The organism is Spirosoma migulaei (assembly GCF_054776855.1).
The window spans coordinates 261,180-286,495 of sequence record NZ_BAAHBG010000027.1 but is presented as its reverse complement, the minus strand read 5'-3'; the positions used below and the strand labels follow the sequence as shown (position 1 = coordinate 286,495).

Below are 25,316 nucleotides of genomic sequence, written 5' to 3'. Positions count from 1 at the left end.
GTTCGAGGTCTGATGTTATAAGTACATGGCAACTTTACAGCGTTTTGAAGAATTGAAGGCTTGGCAAAAAGCTCGTTTGGTCTCAAAAGAAGTATACTTAATTACTTCGCAAGGACCATTTGCCAAAGATTTTGATCTTAAAGGCCAGATACGTCGCGCCAGTGGGTCAGCCATGGATAATATAACAGAAGGTTTTGAGCGTGGAGGAAAAGGTGAGTTTATTCAGTTTCTGGGTATGGCTAAGGGATCTGCTGGAGAAGTAAGATCACAACTGTATCGGGCATTGGATCAATCATATATTACCCAGACCACGTTCGACAGTCTGTATGCTCAGGCCGAAGAAGTTAGTCGAATGATAACAAATTTGATTGCGTATTTGAACCGTTCCACTTATAAGGGGAATAAGTACATCGTTTCTGAAGATTTACCGGACTATAACCTCGAACTACAAACTACAAACCTCAAACCCGAAGGTTTATGAAACGCAGAGATTCCTTAAAAACGCTATCGCTCGCCAGCTTTGGTTTAGCTGTTAATCCTGTCGAAGCCAACGTTCCTGAGCCACCAGACCCGAAACCCCTGAAAATTCCGGGTGGTCGGCAGAAGCATGAAGCTGAGCGTGATGCCAAGCTTCATGCCGAAAAATTCTTTACCCCCCACGAACTACAAACCGTTACCGTTCTGTGCGATATCATCATTCCTGCCGATGAGCGGTCGGGGAGTGCCTCGCAGGCGGGTGTTCCGGCTTTCATCGAGTTTATGATGAAAGACCAGCCCCGCAACCAGACGCCTATGCGGGGTGGTATTAAATGGCTGGATAACACCTGCGTGAAACGCTATGGCAAGCAGTTTGTGCTATGCACCAAAGCGCAGCAGATCGACATGGTTGACCAGATTGCCTACCCGAGCAAAGCCACTCCCGACATGACGCAGGGCGCTTCGTTCTTCTCGATGATGCGTAACATGACGGCATCCGGCTTTTATACCAGTCAGATCGGTATTAAAGATCTCGGCTATGTGGGTAACGTCCCCAATCAGTGGAACGGTGTGCCAGACGATGTCCTGAAGCAATATGGTCTTGCGTATGAACAACGTGAGATTGATGCCTGGAAGGAATAACAACTTACAATAAAAAAAGGCCCTGAGAAACTCCTCAGGGCCTTTTTTTGTGACAATTAGAATCGTAAGAAACTTGCTACCGATAAATCTTCATCAAGAGCTTCCCAATGAATACCTTGCCCTCGGCCTATAAATCGCCAATTGTTGAGATCTACTTCGGAAGCGTCTCGTAAGCGGGGATACCAATCAATAGGTACACCAACCTCTCGACCATCCGTTAGGCGGACATATAGTTTACTATCTTCAAACCACACATCGGTAGCGAAAACGGTTTCTGGATTTTTAGTTAAAGTAGTCATGCCAGGCTTGCAGGAGCGTTACTTGATGTTCTACTACTAATTTACGGATTTGATTTATTTCTTTCGCTGTAAAGCCATAAGAAGATTCCAATTCAACAGGTTCGAGCTAGAATTTAGCAACATCATCACCTTGCTCGATGTGTATATGGGGTGGCTCATTCCCTTCTTTACTGTAAAAGAAGAATCAAAATCCATCGATGCGGAGTACGGTAGGCATTAAGGTTTTTGTTACAAATTAATATTTTCTTAATTGTACTTTATTATATTATTTGCTTACTTATTGCTATGCTAATCTAAGTTTCATGCCTTCGTGTGTGGCTACGAAACCCAGCGTTTCATAGAATTGAATAGCTCTGGGTCGTTTCTTATCCGTTGTCAATTGGATCATATGGCAGCCTTTTTCTGTAGCCCGGTTAATGGCATAGCTAAAAAGCCGGGTTCCGATTCCCGTGCCACGATGGGCTGAATGCACGCGAACAGCTTCAATCTGCGCTCGCAATCCGCCCTGATGAGTGAGATATTGGATAAACGATAGATGGAACGTGCCAACGATTTCGCCATTGATTTCAGCAACGGTTAACTCTTGATTAAAATCGTTTGAGATGCGGGAAAATGCGTTGGTATAGTTCTCTGAAAGAGGCAGTTCTATGTTTTCCCGCAAGGCACCCAAGGCGTCGTCGGCGAGTAGTTGAATGACCGTAAGCAGATCGTTCTCGGTGGCTAAGCGAAAGGTAAGTTTTTGATCCATAATCAGGAGGGGGGGGCAGAGGTAAAACAATGGTTGATCTCCGTGGCCTCTGTGTCTCTGTGGTTAATAATTTGCGCAATTACTTGACGCCTATTGTCTGGATGATGTAAAGATAAAGGGAAAAAGAAGCGACAACATAAAGATTTAGTGAACAGCCGGCTGATGGCCAATTGATTAGCGCAAACCTACCAACTTTTCCTTCTGTCATCCTCCCTTTCCTCCTAAATTTCTCTTACCTTTACATCCCGTAACGACCTAAACAGGTTTCAATCATGGCGGCTACGGGACCAAAATCCGCGAAATATATTTTTGTTACTGGCGGAGTAACTTCATCATTAGGCAAGGGCATTATTGCTTCTTCGCTGGCTAAATTGCTTCAATCCAGGGGGCTTACGGTAACGATCCAGAAATTCGATCCGTATATCAACATTGACCCCGGCACCCTCAATCCGTACGAACACGGCGAATGCTACGTCACCGACGACGGCGCTGAAACCGACCTCGATCTGGGGCACTACGAGCGGTTCCTGAATCGACCAACCTCGCAGGCCAACAACATCACCACCGGGCGGATCTACAACAACGTCATCACCCGCGAACGCCGGGGCGATTTCCTGGGTAAAACGGTACAGGTTGTGCCGCATATCACCGACGAAATCAAACGGAATATCCGGCTTCTGGGCGAGACGGGTGAGTACGACATCGTGATTACCGAAATTGGTGGTTGCGTGGGCGATATCGAATCGCTGCCGTTTGTCGAAGCTGTTCGGCAGTTGAAGTTTGAGCTAGGGGAAAAAGATACCCTTGTTATTCACCTTACACTGGTGCCTTATCTGCAATCGGCGGGTGAACTGAAAACGAAACCCACGCAGCACTCGGTCCGGATGTTGCTCGAAAATGGCGTGCAACCTGATATCATTGCCTGCCGAACCGAACACCCCTTGCCGCAGGATATTCGTCGGAAAATTGCACAGTTCTGTAACGTTCAGGTGAGTTCTGTGATCGAAGCGATTGATGCAGAGACGATCTACGACGTACCCTTGCTCATGCAAAAGGAGCGACTCGACCAGCGGGCGTTGTATATGCTGGATCTCTACAACGACAAAGATGCTGATCTGGACGTCTGGAAAGCGTTTTTGGGGCGACTCAAGAACCCTGGCGATGTTGTCCGTATTGGGTTGGTGGGGAAATATGTTGAGCTTCACGATGCCTATAAGTCGATTGCGGAGTCGTTCATTCATGCAGGCGCTACCAACGAGTGTAAAGTGCAGTTGGAGTGGATTCAATCGGAAACTCTGGTGGATGAACACCACTGCTCTGAGGTACTGAGTCAACTGGATGCGGTGCTGGTTGCGCCTGGTTTTGGGGAGCGTGGTATTGATGGAAAAATCAATGCAGTGCGTTACGTCCGCGAACAGGGTATTCCATTCCTGGGTATCTGTTTAGGCATGCAGATGGCGGTGATTGAATATGCCCGGAACGTGATGGGTATCGAAGACGCCCACTCCACCGAAATGGAGCCCCACACGGCTAATCCGGTCATTAGTATGATGGAAGAGCAGAAAAGCATTACCGACAAAGGCGGAACGATGCGGTTAGGGGCCTATGCCTGTAAACTTAAACGCGATTCGCTGGCACACCATATCTATGGCAAGACGCAGATTAGTGAACGCCATCGCCATCGGTATGAATTCAATAATGATTACTTAGCCGCTTTTGAAAAAGCAGGACTCCGCCCAACCGGTATTAACCCGGAAACGGGCTTAGTTGAAGTGGTTGAGCTACCTAAGGAAGTCCACCCTTGGTATGTAGGCGTGCAGTTTCACCCAGAGCTTAAAAGCACGGTGTTAAATCCGCATCCGCTCTTTGTGAAATTTGTAAAGGCCGCGCTGGCCTATAGTCAGCAAAAACGTGCCGAACCCGCATCTACAACAACCGCCCATGTAGAAACTGTCGATGCGGTTGATTAAGCAGCTAGATTGCTGTAATTTTGCACGAAATTCAGTTTGACGTCTGATGTTTGACGTTTGTTGTTTCTCCGGGAGCTACAACATCAAACATCGTACATCAAACATCAAACTATAAAAATGGATCGTAATCAAATAATTGGCATTGTCCTGATTCTGGCGATGCTGGTCGGCTATCAGCTACTGGTACCGAAACCCGCGCCCGAAAAACAGCCGGCCCAAATAACACAAACCACGAAACCGAAGTCAGCCTCCGGGGCGGAGGCCGCTATTGCCAAGGCAGAGCAACCGCTGGATTCCGCTGCTGCTAAAGCTCAGTTTGGTGATTTTGCCGCTGCCGCCACGGGTGAGGCCCGCGATATTATCATTGAGAATAAAGATATTAAAGTAACGTTTAGTACGCAGGGTGGACGCGTGAAGGAGGTTGTATTGAAAAACTACAAGACCTACGATCAGAAACCATTGGTGCTCATCGACGAGCAAAGCAGCAAGTCATTACTGGAATTGCCCACTAATCGGGGTAAAGTCGATTTGCACAAACTGTATTACCAGACAACGGCTCAAAACAGCACGGTTAGCGGCCAGCCACAGCAAATTACATTCCGGGCGGAAGTTGCGCCAGGGCAGTCGGTTGAGCAAGTGTACACTATACCCGCCGAGGGTTATGTGCTGGACTATGGTCTGAAACTAAATGGTCTGGGTAATGCTGTCACTAACGACAACATCCGGTTCTTTTGGGAAGACAAGATGCGGCAGTATGAAAACGACCTGAGCAACAACCGTCGGGCTGCCACGATCAATTACCTTACTGCCGATGAGAACTTTCAAAACCTGACCGAAGGCGAAAGTAATCAGGAAGTTACTGTTGAGGAGCCCGTACAGTGGTTTACGGTCAAACACAAGTATTTCCTGGCGGGATTTGTGGCTAAGAATGCTCCATTAACCAAGGCTAACTTTAAAGCGCTTGTTGATCCAACAGACAGCAGTGTTGTGAAAACCGCCATTGCAGATGTAAGTCTTTCGATGGCTGATGTTAAAGCGGGTAAAGGGCAGTACAAACTCTTTTACGGTCCGAATGACTTTCAGTTGCTGGGAAGCGTAGCCCCGGAATTTGATCGGAACGTGTATTTAGGCTATTCTGTACTGAAACCCATTAACAAGTATTTCTTTGTACCAGTCTTTAACTACTTCGAAAAGTTTATTTCGAATTACGGGTTGCTAATCATTGCCCTGGTGGTGTTTGTAAAATTGATTCTAACCCCCTTAACCTATAAGTCATACGTTAGTATGGCTAAAATGCGGGTGCTGCAACCGGAGTTGAATGAGATGAAGGAACGCGTTGGCGATGATATGGCCAAGCAGCAGGCTGAGCAAATGAAGCTATACCAGGAGGTAGGGGTAAGCCCGCTGAGTGGATGCGTTCCGGTGCTGGCTACGATGCCAATTCTGTTTGCCCTGTTTATGCTCTTCCCAAACCTCATTGAATTGCGGCAGAAATCATTTTTGTGGGCAAGTGACCTGTCTACCTACGATGCGTTCATTAAGTTTCCCGCCATTCCGTTTGTGGGTAGTCATTTGAGCTTGTTCACGGTGTTGATGACGGCATCTTCCATCGCGTACGCTTACTACAACAACCAAACGACGCCAACGCAACCGGGTCCGGTGAATATGAAAGCGCTGAGCTATGTATTCCCGCTGATGTTTATGTTCGTCCTGAACTCGTATCCGGCTGGTTTAACATTCTATTACTTCGTGTCGAACGTAGTGACCATCACCCAACAGCAACTCATTCGCCGGTTTGTTGATGAGGACAAAATAAAAGCGGTACTGGACGAAAATCGGCGGAAAAATGCCGCTGGTCAGGGTAAGAAACCCGGTGGATTCCAGGCGCTTCTGCAAAAACAACTGGCGGCTGCTGAAGAAGCCCGCAAACAGGCTGACGAAGCACAACGGAAAGCAAAGTCCAAGAAGTAAGTGGAGAGTTAAGCATGTAGCGTGAAGAGTAAGAATAGACATGATAGATTATTCTTCACTCTTCACGCTACATGCTTAACTCATTATTTTTTTGCATTAACCCAAAAAACATGAACGGTAAATCGTGTTGGTATAAGCTGATGGTTGTTTGTCTGTTCTGCTTGCTACAGGGGCACACAACTACGGCTCAGATAGCACCTGAGGTTCAGAAACGCTACAATGCTGCGGTTAGCCTGCTGCGATCAGGCGATTATGAGCGGGCAAAAACGGATCTGAATGTACTGATTCAGCAACGGGGACCTCTGGCCCCCTATGCCAGTTATTATTATGCTATTGCCGCATTTCGTCAGCGAAATTTTGCTCAATCCCGGCTGATGCTTAAACAGTTAATGGACCAATTTCCAGACTGGCGTAAAGTAAACGATGCCTATTATTTGCTTGCTGCTGTTTCCATGGAAATGGGTCAATATGAAGAGGCACTAACGACTATTCAGCAAATAAGTGATCCTGCACTTCGCCCAGACGTTACGAAACTGGAACAGAATTTTATACCCAGAATTACTGATCTAACAAGCCTAAAACAACTAAACAGAAATTTCCCGAATGATCGAATTATTGGGCTTGCCCTGATTGACCTGATCCAACGAACCGCTAGCGACAAAGATGATCTGGAACTGTCTGACCGACTAACCAATCGGTTTGGCGTTCCGGGCGTAACAGCTACCCAATCCTCCACATCAACGGTTATAGGTACACCAAATCAGACCAGTCAGCCAGTTACATCGCCCACCCGTAATTCACGCCCAAAAGGCTATTATAACATTGCGGTGATGTTTCCGTTCCGGCTCGATGAGTTCAATGCTGAAAAACGAGCCCGTGCCAATCAGTATGTGTATGACCTGTACGATGGGATCAAGATGGCCAAAGCCAAGTTGCAGGAGGAAGGGATCACGGTTAATGTGTTTGCCTACGATCTTGATAATGACGCCAACAAAACGCTGGAATTAGTTAATAGCCCTGCCTTTGCGCAAACAGATCTGATTATCGGGCCGCTTTATATAGAACCGAATCGGATTGCTTCGGCCTATGCCAATCAAAATAATATCCTGCTGCTGAACCCCATTGCGACGAGTAGCGAGTTGGTGGCGAATCAACCCATGTCCTTTCTGGCACAACCGTCGATGAATCAGCAGGCAAAAAAAGTGGCCGACTATACTCGTAGCCTGAATGGGAGCCGCCGGGCGGCCATTTATTTTGGGACATCCCGTAAAGATTCATTGCTGGCAATGACCTATCAGAATGAACTCAAACAGCAGAATTATACCGTAATTGATTTTCGGAAAGTAAGTGGTACAGCACAGGCCATGGCCGATGCCATGCAACTAACGGGAAAACCCACTACGACGCGTCCGGCTGCTACGACGGCTACAATCAATGTTGGCCATGTGTTTTTTGCCAGTAGTAACGAAGAAGATGGCGCACGGATGATCGATGCCCTCAGTCGACGGCATGTGATGGGGCCACTCATTACCACGGCATCGGCCTTTGATTTTTATCGAAATTCAACATCAACCTTCAATCGGAAGGATTTGTATTTACTTTATCCCGATTTCATAGATACCTCACGTGAGCCGGTCATCTCTTTTCAGGAGCAATACGTAGCCAAACGGAATACGATACCATCCGTTTTTGCCAGTGAAGGCTATGACATGATGCTTTTCTTTGGGCGGCAATTGGCGAAAAATGGACTCCAGGCCCGGAATCGAAGCAATCTGCACTCTGATACAGACGATTATTTACTGTCGGGTTTTGACTATACACAAACGAATGAAAACCAAATCGTACCAATCGTAAAATACGAAGATGGGCGGTTGGTTAAAATTAATTAGTGGAGTAAGTGAAATAGGTGTAATGAGTAGAGTAAGTATAGCCCTATCCCACTCAGTACACTTACTCCACCCAGTCCACTCACTCCACAAAAATGACAACGAGCGAACAGTTATTCGAAAAAGCTAAAACGCTGATTCCTGGCGGAGTAAACTCGCCGGTGCGGGCTTTCCGGGCGGTAGGCGGTACACCACTTTTTATCAAGTCGGCCAAAGGGCCTTATCTCTATGATGAAGATGGTCGCCAATATATTGAACTGATCAATTCCTGGGGCCCCATGATTTTAGGGCACGCCTTCGAGCCCGTAGAAAAAGCTGTTCGGGATGCCATCCAACATTCGTTTTCATTTGGGGCTCCGACGCGCAAGGAAGTCGAGATGGCCGAATTGATTACGACAATGGTTCCTTCCGTGGAGAAGGTACGGATGGTCAACTCCGGTACAGAGGCTACCATGGCTGCCATTCGGGTAGCGCGTGGGTTTACCAATCGGGACAAGATCATCAAGTTTGAAGGCTGCTACCATGGCCACGGCGACTCATTTTTGATCGCTGCCGGAAGTGGTGCCATGACGATGGGCATCCCGGATAGCCCCGGTGTTACAAAAGCTACGGCTGCCGATACACTGACTGCACCGTTCAATGATCTGGCGGCTGTAGAAGCGTTGCTGGATAATAACCATAACCAGGTGGCGGCTGTTATTCTGGAGCCTGTGGTAGGCAATATGGGCTGCGTATTGCCCGAACCCGGTTTTCTGGAAGGAATTCGTTCGCTCTGCGACAAGCATGGTGTTGTTCTGATTTTCGACGAAGTCATGACCGGCTTCCGATTAGCAAAGGGCGGAGCACAGGAACGATTTGGTATTATTCCGGACCTGACCACTATGGGGAAAATCATCGGTGGCGGGATGCCTGTCGGCGCTTACGGTGGTCGTGCTGATATCATGAATATGGTATCTCCCGCTGGACCCGTCTATCAGGCCGGAACCCTGTCAGGCAATCCAATTGCGATGTCGGCCGGATTAGCGATGTTGCACCACCTGAATGAACATCCCGAAGTTTATACGCGCCTGGAGGAAATTGGCGAGAAGCTAACCTCCGGTTTCAAGGCTAGTCTACTGAAAATCGGGCTGAATTATACGATCAATCATCTGGGCTCTATGTTCACGCTGTTCATGACGGAGCAGCCCGTATCGAACTTTACAGATGCCAAGACCTGCGACATACCCTTGTTTGGGCGGTATTTTCACGCCATGCTCAAGCGGGGTGTTTACCTGGCACCCTCGCAGTTCGAAAGCCTGTTCTTGTCGGTAGCCTTAACGGATGAGTTAGTAGAGCAAGTAATTCAGGCGAATGACGAAAGTTTATTGGAAGTAATGCATACTGTAGACTGAATACTGTAAGATGGACAGTTGGTGATAGCCTTGCAGGGGTATTACCCATTTTACAGTATTCATTCTATAGTATGCATTATTATGTTCTTCTCCATTATCATCCCCATCTTCAATCGCCCCGACGAACTTCGCGAGTTGCTGAGTAGTCTGACAAAACAGACCTACACCAGTTTTGAAGTTATTGTTGTTGAGGACGGCTCTAAATTAAAAGCAGATGGAGTCGTAACGGAGTTCGAAAACCAGCTTACTATCCGGTATTTTTTTAAAGAGAACTCAGGACAGGGGTTCACCCGAAACTACGGTTTTAAGCAGGCTAAGGGTGATTATTTCGTTATTTTCGATTCAGACGCGCTCATTCCTGATCACTACTTCCAGGTTGTCAACGAACAGCTTACGAGCTCCTGGTTAGATGCTTATGGCGGTCCTGATGCGGCCCATCCTGAGTTTACGCCTATTCAGAAAGCCATTAGTTACTCCATGACTTCACCTTTTACAACAGGAGGCATTCGGGGCAGTGGCAAAAATCTGGGCGGTACCTATCACCCAAGAAGTTTCAATATGGGCTTATCGAGAAAGGTCTGGGAAACGATCGGTGGGTATAAGCTGAGCCGGATGGGGGAGGACATTGAATTTGCGATCCGCATTATCGAGAACGGATTCAAAACCGGCTTAATCCAGGACGCTTTTATTTATCACAAACGTCGAACAAGTTTTGGTCAGTTTTTTCGGCAGCTTCGTTTTTTTGGTCGCGCCCGGATTAACATCTCCCGGTATTATCCCAGCGAACTAAAGCTCGTTCATACCTTTCCGGCTTTATTCACGCTGTTTTTAGCCACCGTACCGGTCTGGGCCTTAATAAGTCCCGTACTCTTCGGGCTTGCCTTGAGTGTACTTATCGTATTGGCAATCCTCATTTTTATTGATGCTACCCGAAAAGAAAAAAGTTTACAAGTTGGTTTACTGAGTGTCGAGGCAGCCTTTGTCCAATTAACAGGTTATGGGGTAGGGTTTTTAAGTGAAGGCTGGAAACGATTTTGGGAACCGAAACAGTTTCGCGAAACAGGGGCTAGTATTGAGTACCCATCCTGAAAAGGATCAATAGACCATTTTCGTTTATATTTAGGCCAACCCTTCACCAATCGTAACGAAATTGGCCTGTTGAACGTTATCTACCAAATTCCGCTGAACGACGCATTTCTATGACCAAGCTTGCTAAACCACCCGGCCAACGATTAGTGAAACGTATGAGCACCCGAACGAAGGGACTGATTATAGCTCCTCTGGGTTTGTTGTTGTTTAGTGCGGGACTGTGTGTGTTGAGTGTAGCAGCTGAGGCAAACCATTCGGGAGCTCCGTTTCGGCAATGGTTTCTATGGGGTGCGTATAGCCTGATCCTGATTAACAGTGGACTATTATTATTTGGGCAGGCGGTTCGCTACCGGGCTCAGTTGGACTATCGCCGGTTTGTGCGCCGGGAGCTTAAAAAGCGGGATCGCGAACTGACCCGGATTCTCCAGAAACGCAAAACCTCGCCTACTAAGGGCGAGGTTAAATGACTGAAACAAGTCATTGAAAAAACTTAAGCAGCTTTCTTTTCTGCAAACGATGCCTTGATGGCGTCAATATCTACGTTCTTGATCGTTGGCTTACGCAGCAATTGCTTGATCGCATTTACTTTATTGTTGGCAATAGCGCGGTTCCGGCGAGCCTTACGCTTTAGTTCTGTTACTCCCATGATTGTATGTTTTTAACGTATCGGTTCAAAATCAAGGTGCAAAAATACGGTTTTTTCTGACAGGATTGACAGGATTAACAGGATTTTTATACTACCATGCCAGTTAAAAGAAATGATTTGACAGGATTAAGGGAAGTTGGATGGGCTAAAAATCCTGTAATCCTGTCCATAAACCTTTTTGATTTCTGCAAATCCTGTACTCCTGTCTCTTAATTTTGCAGCATGCAAAAACCAAGCTTACCAAAAGGCACCCGTGACTTTGGTCCGGAGCAAATGCGCAAACGGCTATTTATATTCGATACCATTCGCAAGACATTCCAACGGTTTGGCTTCCAGCCCCTCGAAACCCCATCCATGGAAAACCTGTCAACCCTAACAGGAAAATACGGTGATGAAGGGGATCAGTTATTATTCAAAATCCTCAATTCCGGCGATTTTGCCGCTACGCTTACTGAACTCGATCTGGCGTCGGGGTCTAAAAAACTAACCCCTAAAATTTCCGAAAAAGGCCTGCGTTATGACCTGACGGTTCCCTTCGCCCGCTACGTGGTGATGAACCGGAATAACCTGACCATGCCTTTCAAGCGTTATCAGATGCAACCCGTTTGGCGTGCCGACCGACCACAGAAAGGGCGCTACCGGGAATTTTACCAGTGCGATGCCGATGTAGTTGGTACTGATTCATTGATTTGTGAGGCCGAAATCATTCTCATGATCCACGAGGTATTTAGAAATCTCAATATTCAGGATTTCACGCTGAAGTTAAACAACCGGAAAGTTCTGGCGGGTATCGCTGAGGTAATAGGAGCACCCGGCCAGGAGGGGTTATTATCTGTGGCTATTGATAAACTGGATAAGATCGGTAAGGAGAAAGTACTGGATGAGCTTCGGGAACGAGGTTTTACAGAGGAGGCCATTGTTAACCTTGATCCACTGTTTGGGTTTATGAATCAGGAGGTATATCAGGTAGTGAATCAACTCCAAACATGGCTTGTTTCATCCGAAACGGCTTGCCAGGGAATTACCGAACTTAAAGAAACACTTGAATTAGTCAGTCAATACGGCTTAGCAGACAGCCGTGTAGAATTAGATCCGACACTGGCCCGTGGGCTTTCGTACTATACCGGAGCCATTTTTGAGGTAAAAGCTAACGGCGTATCGATTGGAAGTGTTAGTGGGGGGGGGCGTTACGACAACCTGACAGGCGCCTTCGGTATGCCGGGATTATCGGGCGTGGGTATCTCGTTTGGTGTAGACCGGATTTATGACGTGATGGAAGAACTGAATCTGTTTCCGGCAAATGCTGGTCAGGGAACCCAGGTGCTTATTATCCCCTTTGATTTGGAAGCTCGCGGAGTTGCCTTGCCTTTATTGAGTAAACTCCGCGCTGCCAATGTTGTCTCGGAGGTGTATCCTGACCTGGCGAAAGTGAAAAAGATGATGGACTATGCCAATGCCAAAGCTATCCCGTATGTGGTGCTGATTGGCTCGGAAGAAGTGCAGACAGGCATCCTTTCGATAAAGAATATGCTAACCGGCGAGCAGACGAAAGTGACCCCCGATGAAATTGTGCAAGTCGTGCAGTAACCGTTCGACCCCATTCGGGGTCGTATGTTTATAGAGGTATCTTTTTACTATAGACATACGACCCCGAATGGGGTCGAACGGGATATGACAAACTAGAAATGGGGTTCACTTACAGGCCTACTTTAGCCGCGCTAAGAACCGTTTGGAGGTCCATTTGTGGAAGTGCGGCTACTTCGCCGATGACAATGATTGCGGGATTACTGATCCCAGACTCTGCCACTTTCTCGTTGATGGTTTCTACATTGCCAATCACAAGCTGCTGTTCGGGTAGGGTTCCATTCTGAATGATGGCAACGGGCGTATCGGTTTTACCACAATTCGCAAAAACGGCCATAATTTCTGCCAGTTTGTGCATGCCCATCAGTATCACAACCGTTGCCGACGATTGAGCTGCCAAGGTAAGATCGGCTGACAGTTGCCCTTCTTTAGTGGTACCCGTTACTACCCAGAAACTTTCAGAGAGACCTCGCGTGGTGAGGGGTATTCCTGCTGCGGCAGGTACCGCATAGCTACTCGACAAACCGGGCACTACATGCGTGTCGATCCCGTGCTGACGAGCGTAATCAACTTCCTCATAACCACGCCCAAATACGAATGAATCACCACCCTTCAGCCGCACTACATGCCCGTATTGTTGCGCGTAGTGTACGATCAAGGGATTAATGTCTTCCTGAACGCACGAATAGGCGCCCCGGCGTTTGCCTACGTAAACTTTCAGGGTGTCGGGACGGCAATAGTCGAGTAAATCCGGGTGAACCAGTGCATCATACATAACCACATCGGCCTGTTGTAACGCCTTGATTCCCTTTACCGTTATCAGATCCGCATCTCCCGGACCCGCTCCTACAAGAGTAAGTTTCATGATTTCAATGATGAATGAGTGAATGGGCGATTGAGTGAGTTGCTAACGCGAAGCTTATTCACTCATTCGCTCATTCACTCATTGAAAATTAACTGTCCTGCGCCTGGGTTAATTCCTGTAGTTCGGGTAAACCTTCCTGCTCGATCTGAGCTTCGCGGTTGGCTTGAACGGTTTGCAGGAATGCTTCGGCCTGGGCAATGAATCGACGGGCAAACTCTTCCGACGGCTCCTGTTTGTTTATACTGAACACCAGTGCTTTAAACTCGCCCTCTGCCTGGTGGAAATCCGGTTTACCAACAAAGGTTTTATCGAAATCGCTAACTATGCCATGTTGCGTATTAGTGGGTATGTCCCGGCTCATCAAGGCAGCTCGAGCGCCTGTTATAAATACGTTGTATGTATGGTATAAGGCATCGGACCAGCGACTTTCCGCAAGGGCTTCCCGTGCCCAGCCCAGTTTTTCGCTGGCTTCTGTCAGGGTTGTAGCCACCAGGTCGATCAGTACGCTGGCGCACTCACCAATACCAACCTCCGTTACGTACTGTTCCGTATGGTCCCAATCGATATAATCACTGTCGATGAGAGTTTTGAGGTCGGCCAGTGGTTTCAGTAACTGGTAAAAGTAGTTTTTCCCCTGACGGGCGTAGTAATCACTATAGTACTCGCCATCGAATGAATTCGCTTCGAAGTCACGCAGTAAATAGCGCAACGAATCGGGACCTCGTTTAGCCGGGATTTTAATGACTTTGTCGGCAATCAATCCTTCGCCTTTTCCGTTAAAGCCGCCCCCAAGCAGCACTTGTAGCGCAGGAAGCACGTAAGCCCCATTTTTGAGTGATGAGCCGTGATAGCCAATGTTGGCCACCGAGTGCTGTCCACAGCCATTCATGCAGCCCGAAATCTTGATTTTGATATCGTCGTTGAATACCAGATCCGGGAATTCGTCGTGCATCATGGTTTCCAGTGCCCGTGTAATCCCGTAACTGCTCGAAATGGCCAGATTGCAGGTGTCCGTACCGGGGCAGGTGGTAATATCAGCGGTGGTATCGAAACCAGGGTCAGCTAATCCCAGTGCATTCAAGGCTTCATAAATAGCAGGTAAATCCTCAGGCTTCACAAAACGAAGTAAGTACCCTTGATTGACCGTCACCCGAATATCATCGGCTGCATACTGGTTTACAATTTGTGCCAGAGCACGGGCTGTATCGGAATGCATATCACCCAGTAACACCCGGAGTTGAACGGCATACCAGCCCGCCTGCTTCTGTTCGAAAACGTTGGTTTTCAGCCAGCGCTCAAAACCTTCGTTCCCACTAAGGACATTCGGAGCCGGAGCATCCGGACGAGCGGCTGGTGGTGTTGCAAAGAGCGAATTGCCGGATGTCTCGCCGACTTCATACGATTTAACGCGTAAAGCGGGTGTTTCGTCGGCAATCCGACGGAGCAGTTCCTCTAGCCCAATGTCATTGAGCAGGTACTTCATCCGGGCTTTATGCCGCTTTTGGCGCTCGCCATAGCGGTCGAATACGCGAATGACACCTTCAATAAACGGAATAACCCGGTCTTCTTCCAGAAACTCAAATGCGGTTTGTGCCGAAAAAGGCTGAGCGCCCAGACCACCACCCAGCATCACTTTGAATCCCCGCTGGCTATTCTGCGTGCGGGCAACTAGCCCAACATCGTGCATATAGCCATAAGCAGAGTCTTTCTCGCTGGATGAAAGCGAAATTTTAAACTTACGACCCATATCCTGGCAAATTGGATTACGCAGGAAATAATCGAATATAGCGTGAGCGTAGGGGGTAATATCAAACGGCTCTAGTGGATCAACACCCGCCCGTGCCGAACCGGTTACGTTCCGGACGGTGTTGCCACAGGCTTCTTTCAGGGTAATGCCCGCATCTTCCAGATCAGCCCAGAGTTGGGGCGAATCGGCCAATTTGACAAAGTGCAGCTGGATATCCTGGCGGGTAGTAGCGTGGAGGTTGCCCGTTGCATACTTGTCCGATAAGTCAGCAATACGAACCAGTTGATCGGCCGTGATGCGTCCGTGGGGGAGCTTGATCCGAATCATTTGTACCCCTGGTTGCCGCTGGCCATATACACCCCGTGTCAGACGGAATTTCCGGAACGCTTCATCGGCGATATCCCCTTGCTGAAACGAACCGATTTTCTGAGCCAGATCGAGAATGTCGCGACGGGCGGCTGTACTTACATTGTCAGTGAGCTGAATAGACATAAGGTATATTGTCTATAGATTTAATAGTCTAGCTTATTAAAACGAAACGCCGGAACAGCCCGGCGTATTCGTTTATGTACAAATATAAAGCCATTCGACCGGCATAAAGTTCTGGGGGTGCCCAACTTCTGGTTATGGACGATAAAGAACGGTTATAGAAATGTGTTATTTATAACGGAACACCGGCCGCTTCATCGATCCGTTTTACTGCGTTAACCCTAAACCGATATTAACCTTTAGCCTTAACGCAGTAACTTGTTCAGGACAGTACCTCTTTCTTCTCTATACCCTCTGGTTGGCCTTTCAGCACCGCTTTTGCCTGGTTGACAACGTTTTCGACCGTAAAACCAAAGTAAGCCATGACCTCTTCGCCGGGTCCGGAAAGACCAAAGCGATTCATGCTGATGGTCGTCCCCTCGTCGGTAACGTATTTGTGCCAGCCAATGGGGGAGCCCATTTCTACCGCCAATCGTTTGCGGATAGCAGGGGGTAGCACCTGATGCTGATAGGTCTTGTCCTGTTGCTCAAATAACTCCCAGGAAGGCATACTGACAACCCGAGCCCGAATACCCAGTTTTTTTAACGCTGTCTGAGCCTCCAGTACCAGCGATACTTCCGAGCCTGTGGCGATCAAAATGAGCTGGGGTATTCCGTCGCATTCACTGAGGATATAGGCTCCTTTTTCAAGCCCCCGTGCCGAACCGTATTTACTCTGGTCAAGCACCGGTAATTTCTGGCGGGAGAGTAGCAGCAATACAGGCGTTTTAGGCTGTTTCATGGCCACGCGCCAGGCTTCAACGGTTTCGTTGGCATCGGCCGGGCGAAGGACAATTACGTTTGGAATGGTGCGTAACGATACGAACTGCTCAACGGGCTGGTGCGTGGGGCCGTCTTCCCCTAAGCCGATGCTGTCGTGGGTGAACACAAACGTTGCAGCCGATTCGGCAAGGGCAGTCAGCCGGATAGCGCCCCGCATATAGTCCGAAAAGTTGAGGAAGGTACCGCCGTAAGGGTGTATTCCACCGTGTTGAGCCATTCCATTAAGAGCTGCGCCCATAGCGTGTTCGCGCACGCCAAACCAGATATTCGAGTTTTCGTAATGACCCGGCTGGAAACTAACATCGCCTTTTGTGGGCATGTCATTAGACGATGCCAGATCAGCAGATCCCCCAAACAGGAAAGGAACCCGCTTTTTCAAAGCCTCCAGTGCTTTACCAGACGCCTGACGGGTGGCCAGTGGGCCATCGGCCGGGGTAAATTTAGGTAAATCAGCTTCCCAGTCTTCGGGGAGCTTGCCTGAAAAGGATCGGCTAAAGTCGTTGGCCTGATCGGGAAATTGGTCCTTATAAGCGGCAAACTGCTTTTTCCAGTCGGCCTGTACATCGGCTCCGCGTTTTCCGGCTTCGAGCAGGTGGGGTTTCACTTCCTCCGGTATGACAAATGACTTGTCGGGGTCCCAACCGAAGAATTCCTTCGTTTTTCGCACATTCTCTTCCCCCAATGGGCTACCGTGCACTTTACTGGTACCTTCCTGCGGACTACCGTAGCCAATGATCGTGCGCACGGCGATAATAGACGGACGTTCGGTTTCGGCCTGAGCTAATCGAATGGCGGCTTCAATTGCATCCAGATTGTTGCCATCGTTAACATGCTGGGTGTGCCAGCCATAGGCCTCGAACCGAGCCATCCGGTCTTCGGTAAAGGCCAGATTCGTGGGGCCATCGAGCGAGATCAGGTTATCATCGTAGAGGTAAATGAGCTTGCCTAATTTCAGGTGACCCGCCAGCGAAGCCGCTTCTGAGGCAATTCCCTCCATCAAATCACCGTCGCTAACAATCGAATACGTGTAATGATCCATGAGGGTATGCCCATCTCGGTTATAGGTGGCGGCCAGAAAGGCTTCGGCCATTGCCATCCCAACCCCATTGGCAAAACCCTGTCCCAACGGGCCGGTAGTTACTTCAACCCCAGGCGTCAGATTTGATTCTGGATGGCCGGGTGTCTTAGAATGGAGCTGCCGGAACTGTTTCAGGTCATTCAGAGAAAGATCGTATCCGTACAGGTGCAACAGGCTGTAGAGTAGGGCAGACCCGTGCCCTGCGGATAATACAAACCGATCCCGGTTGGGCCATTTGGGGTCTTTGGGGTTAAATCGCAGAAAGCGCGACCAGAGAACATACGCCATAGGAGCGGCTCCCAACGGTAAACCAGGATGTCCCGAATTTGCTTTTTGAACGGCATCGACCGATAGCAGTCGGATGGTGTTCACGCTAAGTTGGTCGAGGTCAACAGAATGTTTAGTCATAACGAACGAGTCAGCTAGTAAACAATAGACCTGATTGGATATCCGATTGTCAGGCCGGTTGTTAGGTAGTAACACGTGAATCGCCATGAAGGGTTGAAAAAATTACTGAATTGGTCCAACGTAGCTTACATAACCATCCCCAGCAGTAAAAAGAAGAGAAACCCCGCATAAAAGGTGGCGGTTAACCAGGCGGGCTCTTCGGCAATATGCGCTTCGGTGAGTAATTCATCGGTAACAAGAAACAGCAACGCTGCCAATCCCACCGATAGTACCATATCCAGCACTTGTTCGGATACATTTTGCAGTAGGTTGGCTCCTAGGCCCGTGCTGAGTAGAAATAAAGCGGCAAAGCCAACAATCAGACTACTAATTCGGCCTCGTGTCAGCTTGTTTTTGACGAGTGATGTTGCTGTGGCCAGTCCAAGGGACAGGCTTTCGATTCCCAGCGCAAACGCCAGTAATTTCCCCTGTTTTGCGCCCGCGGCAAAGCCAACGCCTAACAGTAAGCCATCGACAAACACATCGATACCAATAACAATCAGGAACGTAATGGGCCATTTTCCGCCGGTATCTTTCTTTTTGCTCTGGTTTTCCTTTGCTTCCGTCCATTGACGGATCAGGAGCATCAGGAGGATGCCTGCCCCGAACCCCAGGGCCGTCAATACAGGATGGTGTAAATGAACCACTTCGGGCAAAATCTCGACGGCTACAACGGAGAAAATGACCCCGGCTGCAAAATGAAGTACGGCACTTTGTAGCTTAATGGATAACCGGAAATAAACGGCTATTAATCCGCCCAGGCTAAGCCCAAGGGCAGGCAGAAGCGCGTAAACTAGAATTTGTTGAACAATTGGTGTCATGTTGATTGATTTAGTCAGTAACTTGAGAATTACCCCGCTGTCTTAGCCCGTTCGGCACTAATGAAATAAGCCCCTTGCCGCACAATTGAGGATGGGTCTATAGAGGCTGGTAAGGCTACTTCGGTTCGATGATTTTGGGTAATGCCAGCTCGGACCGGAAGCATGCCAAATTGATAGGTACCTGCTGGACTGTTGGCCTTTCGAATGTAAACAAACACCCGGTTGCCTTCTTTGATCAGCGCATCTTCGGGCAAGGCGACCACCTGCCGGGGAGCGGCCAGAATTGTAGCGCGAACATACGAGCCAGCGAAAAGTCGATCATGTTTCCCCGCCACTAAGTCGGCATGTACCAGTACCGTTTTGGTTTGCGCGTCAAAGGATTGGCCTACCCGAATCACTCTCGCCTGCATGTTGCCGGTTTGTTGCTGGGGCACGGTGAAACGCACCAGTTGTCCCTCCCGAACATGGCGGATATCATTCTCGAAAACGCGCAGTTCGAGGTAGAGGTGCTCTTTCCCAACAATCTCGATGAGTGCATCCGTCGTGCCCACGTACTGGCCCAGGCGTAGGTTGACTTTGTCGACGTACCCACTAATGGGAGCCAGAAGCGGAATAGTACGGCTAATTTTTCCGTTGCGAAGGCTTTCCAGTGGAATATGCAGCTGAGATAGTTGGGCCTCCAGTGAAGACAGCAAAGCCGTAGTTGTTTCAAACTCCGCCGTCGATTGCTGTAGTTTCCGTCGTGCGCCCACTTCCTCCCGAACCAGCTCGGTTTGTCGGTCAAGTTCCTGGCGTTCAAAACGATTCTTGGCTTTGGCTTGCAGGTACTCCTGTTGTAATTTGACGTAATCGGGGTGCTCCAATACAGCCAGTACCTGGCCTTTGCGGACAAAATCCCCTTCCACCAATTGGGCTGACCGGACAAAGCCACCCATGGGGGCACTCACTGTAGCCCATTGATCGGGTGGGGCTTCGAGCTTACCCGTTGCCTGGATCGTTTCTCCCAACGTAAGGGTATCCGGGCCACCCAGTTGAATACCTGTTTCAATAAACTGGGCGGCACTGATGGTAACCGTAGACGCAGATTGATTGGACGATATGGGAGCCGTTTCCGACTTTTTTTCGGAGGAGGAACAGCTCCAGAGACCAGCTAGTCCGACAAATATCCCAAAAATTATCTGTTTTTTCGTTTGAGTCGTTTTCATGGGGAATGAGTATATTAAGGAGCCTTGGGCGAATAGCCGGTTAGTGCATCCTGTTCAATAATCGATTGGTTATAGTGGGCCAGGGCGTCCAGATATTGCTCACGAATGAGCCAGGCCTGTGTAGTGCTTTGCACAAATTCAACGTATTCAATATCGCCACCCAGGTAACTCCGTTCGGCGGTTCGCAGAATCAGATTCGCCTGGGGTAAGGCGGAGGTCTCGTAATAGGAGAGCGTCATTACCGATTGACGATACTGCTGTTCCCGAATCGAAAGTTCACCCCGAAGCCGGTGTTGTTGGTACACCAATTGACGATCAGCGATCTGGCCCTGAAGCCGGGCCGCTTCCAGTCTGGCCCGTAACGGCGTTAGGAAGAGGGGGAGCGAAACACCAACCTGATAGACGCCAAATCCACCTCGTCGTTCAATGGATTGCGATAAATACCCTACCCGAACATCCGGCCAAAAGCGTTGCTGTTCCAGATTGATCTGACGACGACTTAGCTCAACCTGCGCACGTTGGAGTGCCAGGATTGGAGTAGACTCCAAGGCTGCGGGCAAGAGCGGTTGGCTTACTTTCATTGAGCTGGTTGTATCGATAACTACTGGCTCGTTCACCTGTAGTAACATGGCCAGTTGCTGCCTGCCAATCCCAATTTCAGATTGGAGGACTGCTAGTCGGTTCTGGATATCGCGTTGCCGGGTTTCGGCCGTTACGCGCTCCAGTTGATTGGTTTCACCAGTGCGGTAGCGGATACCAGCCGCCCGGGATGCCCGTTGGTACAACGTATCCTGGGCCTGGAATAGGCTAAGCCGTTCGTAATTGAGTCGAAGGGTATAAAAGACGGACCGAATTTCACGTATCAGTTCAGTTCGGTGGAGGGCTGCTTGCTGTTGGGCTAGCTGTTGCTGCGACTGATTTAGTTTTTTCTGAGCCACGTACACAGAGGGCATCGCCAGCGACTGCATGACCACCAAACTATGGTCGATGGGATAGGACTGAATCTGTCCGCGGTGGTAATCGACGGTGGTTCGGGGAATGTCCCAGGCAGTTTTCGTCAGCTGTTCTGTCACTCTGACGCCCAGATTGCTGGCCTGTAGCGCACCGTTGTTTTGCAACGCCACGGTAATTGCCTGGTCAATGGATAGGGGAGCCGGTGTTGATTGGGACCTGGCAGTTGTAGGACTAGCCAGCCCAGCCAATAGGAAAAATCCCGCAAGGATCTGTAAAACAGTAGGTTGTTGACCGGATTCCCGGCGACGTACGCTACGAGAGGTAACCAGGCTATATAATACAGGCAAAACCACCAGCGTAAGGAGGGTGGCCGATACCAGACCCCCAATCACGACCGTTGCTAAGGGCTTCTGAACTTCGGCCCCGGCTGAACTCGACAAGGCCATCGGCAGAAAACCCAGCGACGCCACCGCGGCAGTCATGACAACCGGGCGGAACCGAACCGCTGTGCCTGCTTTCACCCGCTCTACTACATCCGTGATGCCTTCTTCGGCGAGCTGATTAAAATAGCTGATCAGTACAATGCCGTTCAGGACCGCGATGCCAAAGAGCGCAATAAAGCCAACCCCCGCCGAAATACTGAAGGGCATACCGCGTACCCAAAGTGCCAGCACCCCGCCGATGGCAGAAAGAGGAATAGCCGAGAAGATCATCAGGGCCTGTGCCATCGAACCAAAGGTGAAAAAAAGTAGTAACCCAATCAGGACCAGGGCCAGTGGCACCGCAATAGCCAGTCGCTCCTTCGCTTTAACCAGATTCTCAAAATGCCCACCGTAGCTGTAACTGTAGCCTGCCGGTAGGGGTACCTCTTTCTCCAGAATGGTTTTCATCTCGCCGACCAGACTTTCAACATCGCGGCCTCGGACGTTGATCCCCAGGGTGATCCGTCGCCGGGCATTGTCCCGGGAAATCTGCATCGGTGCGTTTTGGTAGCTGATGGTGGCTAGCTGATCCAGCGGAACCTGCTGGCCGTTGGGCAAATCGACGTATAACTTGCGAATGTTGTCGATGTCCTGCCGATACGTACTATCGAGCCGCGCGACCAGATCGAAACGTTTCTCCCCTTCGAAAACAACACCAGCCGTTTCCCCGGCAAAGGCTGTTTTCAGGATGCGGTTCAGGCTCGCTACAGAAACCCCATATTGCGCCAACCGGGGTCGATTGTAGGAAACGAGCATTTGTGGCAATCCACTGATCTGTTCCACCTTCAGGTCGGCCACGCCCGGGATAGACGTTAGTTTAGCGGCTGCCTGATTGGCTTTTTTGAACAGGATGGCAAGGTCTTCGCCGTAAATTTTAACGGCAATATCCGACTTTACGCCTGTCATTAATTCATTGAAGCGCAGCTGAATGGGTTGGGTGAATTCCAGATTCAGGCCGGGTAAGACCCGTAATGCCCGCTCCATTTTCATCAGCAGTTCTTCCTTAGTCGAAGCCGTTGTCCAGTCTGCCTGATCTTTCAGGACAACAATGACGTCGGCCGCTTCAATGGGCATGGGGTCTGTCGGGATTTCTGCCGTGCCAATCTTGGAAATAACTTCCTTCACTTCCGGGAAGCCGCTTTTAAGAATGGTTTCCAACCGTCGGGTTGTTTCAATTGTCTGGGAGAGCGACGAGCCTGGTTTTAGGGTTAAACTAATCGCAATATCCCCCTCGTCCAGATTCGGAATAAACTCACCACCCAGGGTGCCAAATAGCCCAACTGTTCCGGCCAGCAGGAGTACAGAGGCTGCTAAAACACTTTTTTGCCACCGTAAGGCCCCAGTCAGTAAGGGCGCATAAATGCGGTAAAGGGCCTTCATGATTCGGTCTGCCAGGGTACCTTCTTCCTGGATATCCTGCCGCAAAAGGGTAGCTGCCATCATTGGTACATAAGTCACACAGAGCACCATAGCCCCAATTATGGCGAAACCAACCGTCAGGGCCATCGGGCGAAACATCTTTCCCTCAATACCCGTCAGTGATAAAATAGGAAAGTAGACGATCAGAATAATAAGCTGACCGAACAGGGCCGAGCGCATTAGCCGATTGGCGGAGTCCAGCGCAATTTCATCCATGGACTGCGAGCGGCTGGCCCGTGTATGAACGATCTGAAAAATCATACTCTCCACAATAATGACGGCCCCATCGACCAGCAGGCCAAAATCAATAGCGCCTAAACTCATCAGATTGGCCGATACGCCGAAGACATGCATCATGCCCAGTGCGAAGAGCATACAAAGCGGAATCACCGATGCAACGACCAGACCCGCTCGCCAGTTGCCCAGTAAGAGCAGTAAAACACTCATCACAATCAGTCCCCCTTCGAGCAAATTCTTGGTAACCGTGTGGATGGCTTTGTCAATGAGTACTTTACGGTCCTGGAAGGGCTCAATTACCAGACCCGGTGGCAGACTTTTCTGGATGTCGGCCATCCGGCTTTTCACCCCTTCAATGGTTTTCTCAGAAGAAGCCCCTTTTAACATCAACACGATTCCGCCCACTACTTCGCCCCGGCCGTTGCGGGTCATTGCGCCGTACCGAACGGCATGACCAAACCCCACCTGCGCTACATCCCGAACGAGTACAGGTGTCGGCCCCAGGTTCTTGACCACGATCTGACCAATTTCGTCGGGGCTTTTGACCATGCCCTCTCCGCGAATAAAAAAGGCTTCCGGCCCTTTTTCTATATAGCTTCCTCCCGTGTTGGCATTGTTCGTGGACAAGGCATCGACCACTTCAGTGAGGGTTGTATTCATACCCCTGAGCCGTTCCGGGTCAATGCTTACCTCATATTCTTTCAAATAGCCGCCCAGACTACTAATATCCACCACGCCGGGGACCCCCGCCAGTTGTCGTTTGATCAGCCAATCCTGGATGGTACGCAGATCGGTGGCGGAGTACTGGGATTCAAAGCCTTCTTTAGGGCGGACAACGTACTGATAAATTTCCCCTAACCCCGTTGTGATGGGTGCTAACTGAGGCTTACCTGCGGTTAGTTCGGCTTCAATGGTTTTCAACTGTTCCGTAACTAACTGCCTGGCCTGTAAGGTGGGCGTAGCTTCCTCAAAAACCACCGTAATGACCGATAACCCAAAGCGGGAGATCGATCGGATTTCAGTAACCCCCGGTACATTGCGGAGGGTTGTTTCGAGCGGGAAGGTGATAAATTGTTCGGTTTCCTGAGCAGCCAGTGAGGGCGCCTGCGTAATAACCTGAACCTGATTGTTGGTAATATCCGGAATGGCGTCGATAGGAAGCTGGCTGAGGGCATAGGTTCCCCAGGCAATCAGCGCCACGACACCCAGCACCACCATCAGTTTTTGATGGATGCTGAACTGAATGATTTTTTGCAGCATGAAAAAGGTAACTCGTTGAGAAATAAAGAACAAGTGACCGCGCTTCTGTCGGAGACAAAGGCAGGGACACTCGATAAGTCAAGCGAGAATTACCCTATGCGAGGAGGTTGAAACAGAAAGGGGGCTTGTAGAAAGGAGTACAGATTTTCGTACGCAAACCGAACGGGTAATCGGAGAATAAGGCTTGAAAGCTGATCAGGACGCCATTGCAACTGGGTTAAGATAAACACAAATCCCGCCGACAGGTGATTGTACATGGGCAGTTTTACGCCCTGATGGGGTGTCTTCGCGTGTTTGGACGCAGTGTTATAATGAAGGTCCAGAAACTGCCAGAAGTCAAACCCGGCTCCGGCCGTTTTTTTATGCAACTGATAATGGACAAGAAGTCCGGGGAGTTTATACACTTCCTCTACGTCAGTCTGCGGGAACAAACTGCCGGCCAGCATGAGTATACCCAGAAAAAGAGCCAGCGCGGATTTCATGGGGCAAAGGTAGGGCTCAATCGGCGTACTTCTGCGTCAAGGAGGCATTTGGTCAAAATACCTCGTTCCGCTCACCCGTTTCCTGCCAGTCGGCGTCCATCTCCTGAAACCGCTGCGCTACCCGCGTCAGAAAAGGCGTATCGAGCATGGTGGGAACGGCTTCCGGGTCGCTAATGTCCATTTCACTGATCTTATACGTCTGCTCATAGGGACCGGCTTCAATTTTGACGATATATTTGCCATTCCAGGCGTAAAGGCCTATGCGGAACTGAGGGTGGGGAATATCCTGAACGAAACGCATTTTT

20 protein-coding genes and 1 pseudogene are annotated in these 25,316 nt (G+C 49.4%); 9 read left to right on the top strand and 12 right to left on the bottom strand.

What is annotated here, in order from left to right:
• Positions 1-25: 25 nt before the first annotated feature.
• Together ACYVGO_RS26105 and ACYVGO_RS26100 are read left to right on the top strand one after the other, a co-directional pair.
• Positions 26-481, top strand: a complete 456-nt coding sequence (locus ACYVGO_RS26105; protein WP_460971791.1) for a four helix bundle protein — start codon at positions 26-28, stop codon at positions 479-481.
• On the top strand, positions 478-1,119 hold the full coding sequence (locus ACYVGO_RS26100) for a gluconate 2-dehydrogenase subunit 3 family protein (protein ID WP_142773058.1): 642 nt from the start codon (positions 478-480) through the stop codon (positions 1,117-1,119). Before ACYVGO_RS26105 ends, ACYVGO_RS26100 begins: the two co-directional genes overlap by 4 nt.
• Positions 1,120-1,175: 56 nt before the next feature.
• Here the strand turns inward: ACYVGO_RS26100 and ACYVGO_RS26095 are convergent, their stop codons facing one another.
• The 3 genes and pseudogenes from ACYVGO_RS26095 to ACYVGO_RS26085 form a co-directional block, all read right to left on the bottom strand.
• Positions 1,176-1,418 carry a DUF2442 domain-containing protein gene (locus ACYVGO_RS26095; protein ID WP_460971790.1) on the bottom strand — a complete coding sequence of 81 codons (243 nt, stop codon included), beginning with the start codon at positions 1,416-1,418 and terminating at the stop codon, positions 1,176-1,178.
• Positions 1,402-1,557 (bottom strand): annotated as a pseudogene (locus tag ACYVGO_RS26090) (DUF4160 domain-containing protein). Before ACYVGO_RS26090 ends, ACYVGO_RS26095 begins: the two are co-directional and overlap by 17 nt.
• 144 nt (positions 1,558-1,701) lie before the next feature.
• Positions 1,702-2,166 (bottom strand): GNAT family N-acetyltransferase, encoded by a 465-nt coding sequence (locus tag ACYVGO_RS26085; protein ID WP_460971789.1) that lies wholly within the window; start codon positions 2,164-2,166, stop codon positions 1,702-1,704.
• A gap of 272 nt (positions 2,167-2,438) precedes the next feature.
• Between ACYVGO_RS26085 and ACYVGO_RS26080 the strand changes: the two genes are divergently transcribed.
• The 6 genes from ACYVGO_RS26080 (at position 2,439) to ACYVGO_RS26055 (ending at position 10,940) form a co-directional block, all read left to right on the top strand.
• Positions 2,439-4,136, top strand: a complete 1,698-nt coding sequence (locus ACYVGO_RS26080) for a CTP synthase (RefSeq protein ID WP_142773061.1) — start codon at positions 2,439-2,441, stop codon at positions 4,134-4,136.
• A 117-nt stretch (positions 4,137-4,253) separates the two neighbouring features.
• Complete coding sequence (gene yidC, locus ACYVGO_RS26075; RefSeq protein ID WP_142773062.1) at positions 4,254-6,107, top strand: membrane protein insertase YidC; 1,854 nt, start codon at positions 4,254-4,256, stop codon at positions 6,105-6,107.
• Between the two features lie 110 nt (positions 6,108-6,217).
• On the top strand, positions 6,218-7,996 hold the full coding sequence (locus ACYVGO_RS26070) for a tetratricopeptide repeat protein (protein ID WP_460971788.1): 1,779 nt from the start codon (positions 6,218-6,220) through the stop codon (positions 7,994-7,996).
• Between the two features lie 92 nt (positions 7,997-8,088).
• Complete coding sequence (gene hemL, locus ACYVGO_RS26065; protein ID WP_460971787.1) at positions 8,089-9,384, top strand: glutamate-1-semialdehyde 2,1-aminomutase; 1,296 nt, start codon at positions 8,089-8,091, stop codon at positions 9,382-9,384.
• An 81-nt stretch (positions 9,385-9,465) separates the two neighbouring features.
• Positions 9,466-10,473, top strand: coding sequence for a glycosyltransferase (locus ACYVGO_RS26060; protein ID WP_460971786.1), 1,008 nt, complete (start codon positions 9,466-9,468; stop codon positions 10,471-10,473).
• A 110-nt stretch (positions 10,474-10,583) separates the two neighbouring features.
• Positions 10,584-10,940, top strand: coding sequence for a hypothetical protein (locus ACYVGO_RS26055; RefSeq protein ID WP_142773065.1), 357 nt, complete (start codon positions 10,584-10,586; stop codon positions 10,938-10,940).
• Positions 10,941-10,963: 23 nt separating this feature from the next.
• Here the strand turns inward: ACYVGO_RS26055 and ACYVGO_RS26050 are convergent, their stop codons facing one another.
• Positions 10,964-11,119 (bottom strand): hypothetical protein, encoded by a 156-nt coding sequence (locus ACYVGO_RS26050; protein WP_168207803.1) that lies wholly within the window; start codon positions 11,117-11,119, stop codon positions 10,964-10,966.
• A 222-nt stretch (positions 11,120-11,341) separates the two neighbouring features.
• Between ACYVGO_RS26050 and hisS the strand changes: the two genes are divergently transcribed.
• Complete coding sequence (gene hisS / locus ACYVGO_RS26045; RefSeq protein ID WP_460971785.1) at positions 11,342-12,706, top strand: histidine--tRNA ligase; 1,365 nt, start codon at positions 11,342-11,344, stop codon at positions 12,704-12,706.
• Positions 12,707-12,815: 109 nt separating this feature from the next.
• On the opposite strand, the gene cobA is transcribed toward hisS, so the two are convergent.
• The 8 genes from cobA to ACYVGO_RS26005 form a co-directional block, all read right to left on the bottom strand.
• Complete coding sequence (gene cobA, locus ACYVGO_RS26040; RefSeq protein ID WP_460971784.1) at positions 12,816-13,568, bottom strand: uroporphyrinogen-III C-methyltransferase; 753 nt, start codon at positions 13,566-13,568, stop codon at positions 12,816-12,818.
• An 88-nt stretch (positions 13,569-13,656) separates the two neighbouring features.
• On the bottom strand, positions 13,657-15,807 hold the full coding sequence (locus ACYVGO_RS26035; RefSeq protein ID WP_460971783.1) for a nitrite reductase: 2,151 nt from the start codon (positions 15,805-15,807) through the stop codon (positions 13,657-13,659).
• Between the two features lie 259 nt (positions 15,808-16,066).
• A complete protein-coding gene (gene tkt / locus ACYVGO_RS26030) occupies positions 16,067-18,112 on the bottom strand; it encodes a transketolase (protein WP_460971782.1) in 2,046 nt (681 codons plus the stop codon).
• A 125-nt stretch (positions 18,113-18,237) separates the two neighbouring features.
• Positions 18,238-18,972 (bottom strand): ZIP family metal transporter, encoded by a 735-nt coding sequence (locus tag ACYVGO_RS26025; protein ID WP_460971781.1) that lies wholly within the window; start codon positions 18,970-18,972, stop codon positions 18,238-18,240.
• A gap of 29 nt (positions 18,973-19,001) precedes the next feature.
• Positions 19,002-20,177 (bottom strand): efflux RND transporter periplasmic adaptor subunit, encoded by a 1,176-nt coding sequence (locus tag ACYVGO_RS26020; protein ID WP_460971780.1) that lies wholly within the window; start codon positions 20,175-20,177, stop codon positions 19,002-19,004.
• A 14-nt stretch (positions 20,178-20,191) separates the two neighbouring features.
• Positions 20,192-24,529, bottom strand: coding sequence for a CusA/CzcA family heavy metal efflux RND transporter (locus ACYVGO_RS26015; protein WP_460971779.1), 4,338 nt, complete (start codon positions 24,527-24,529; stop codon positions 20,192-20,194).
• Between the two features lie 89 nt (positions 24,530-24,618).
• Complete coding sequence (locus ACYVGO_RS26010; protein ID WP_142773073.1) at positions 24,619-25,011, bottom strand: hypothetical protein; 393 nt, start codon at positions 25,009-25,011, stop codon at positions 24,619-24,621.
• 52 nt (positions 25,012-25,063) lie between these two features.
• Positions 25,064-25,312, bottom strand: a complete 249-nt coding sequence (locus ACYVGO_RS26005; RefSeq protein WP_142773074.1) for a hypothetical protein — start codon at positions 25,310-25,312, stop codon at positions 25,064-25,066.
• Between the last annotated feature and the right edge of the window lie 4 nt (positions 25,313-25,316).

Bases quoted from the DNA above. Each gene is read 5' to 3' on its own strand.
- ACYVGO_RS26105 (WP_460971791.1), top strand. From the start codon at position 26: ATGGCAACTTTACAGCGTTTTGAAGAATTGAAGGCTTGGCAAAAAGCT.
- ACYVGO_RS26100 (WP_142773058.1), top strand. From the start codon at position 478: ATGAAACGCAGAGATTCCTTAAAAACGCTATCGCTCGCCAGCTTTGGT.
- ACYVGO_RS26095 (WP_460971790.1), bottom strand. From the start codon at position 1,418: ATGACTACTTTAACTAAAAATCCAGAAACCGTTTTCGCTACCGATGTG.
- ACYVGO_RS26085 (WP_460971789.1), bottom strand. From the start codon at position 2,166: ATGGATCAAAAACTTACCTTTCGCTTAGCCACCGAGAACGATCTGCTT.
- ACYVGO_RS26080 (WP_142773061.1), top strand. From the start codon at position 2,439: ATGGCGGCTACGGGACCAAAATCCGCGAAATATATTTTTGTTACTGGC.
- yidC (WP_142773062.1), top strand. From the start codon at position 4,254: ATGGATCGTAATCAAATAATTGGCATTGTCCTGATTCTGGCGATGCTG.
- ACYVGO_RS26070 (WP_460971788.1), top strand. From the start codon at position 6,218: ATGAACGGTAAATCGTGTTGGTATAAGCTGATGGTTGTTTGTCTGTTC.
- hemL (WP_460971787.1), top strand. From the start codon at position 8,089: ATGACAACGAGCGAACAGTTATTCGAAAAAGCTAAAACGCTGATTCCT.
- ACYVGO_RS26060 (WP_460971786.1), top strand. From the start codon at position 9,466: ATGTTCTTCTCCATTATCATCCCCATCTTCAATCGCCCCGACGAACTT.
- ACYVGO_RS26055 (WP_142773065.1), top strand. From the start codon at position 10,584: ATGACCAAGCTTGCTAAACCACCCGGCCAACGATTAGTGAAACGTATG.
- ACYVGO_RS26050 (WP_168207803.1), bottom strand. From the start codon at position 11,119: ATGGGAGTAACAGAACTAAAGCGTAAGGCTCGCCGGAACCGCGCTATT.
- hisS (WP_460971785.1), top strand. From the start codon at position 11,342: ATGCAAAAACCAAGCTTACCAAAAGGCACCCGTGACTTTGGTCCGGAG.
- cobA (WP_460971784.1), bottom strand. From the start codon at position 13,568: ATGAAACTTACTCTTGTAGGAGCGGGTCCGGGAGATGCGGATCTGATA.
- ACYVGO_RS26035 (WP_460971783.1), bottom strand. From the start codon at position 15,807: ATGTCTATTCAGCTCACTGACAATGTAAGTACAGCCGCCCGTCGCGAC.
- tkt (WP_460971782.1), bottom strand. From the start codon at position 18,112: ATGACTAAACATTCTGTTGACCTCGACCAACTTAGCGTGAACACCATC.
- ACYVGO_RS26025 (WP_460971781.1), bottom strand. From the start codon at position 18,972: ATGACACCAATTGTTCAACAAATTCTAGTTTACGCGCTTCTGCCTGCC.
- ACYVGO_RS26020 (WP_460971780.1), bottom strand. From the start codon at position 20,177: ATGAAAACGACTCAAACGAAAAAACAGATAATTTTTGGGATATTTGTC.
- ACYVGO_RS26015 (WP_460971779.1), bottom strand. From the start codon at position 24,529: ATGCTGCAAAAAATCATTCAGTTCAGCATCCATCAAAAACTGATGGTG.
- ACYVGO_RS26010 (WP_142773073.1), bottom strand. From the start codon at position 25,011: ATGAAATCCGCGCTGGCTCTTTTTCTGGGTATACTCATGCTGGCCGGC.
- ACYVGO_RS26005 (WP_142773074.1), bottom strand. From the start codon at position 25,312: ATGCGTTTCGTTCAGGATATTCCCCACCCTCAGTTCCGCATAGGCCTT.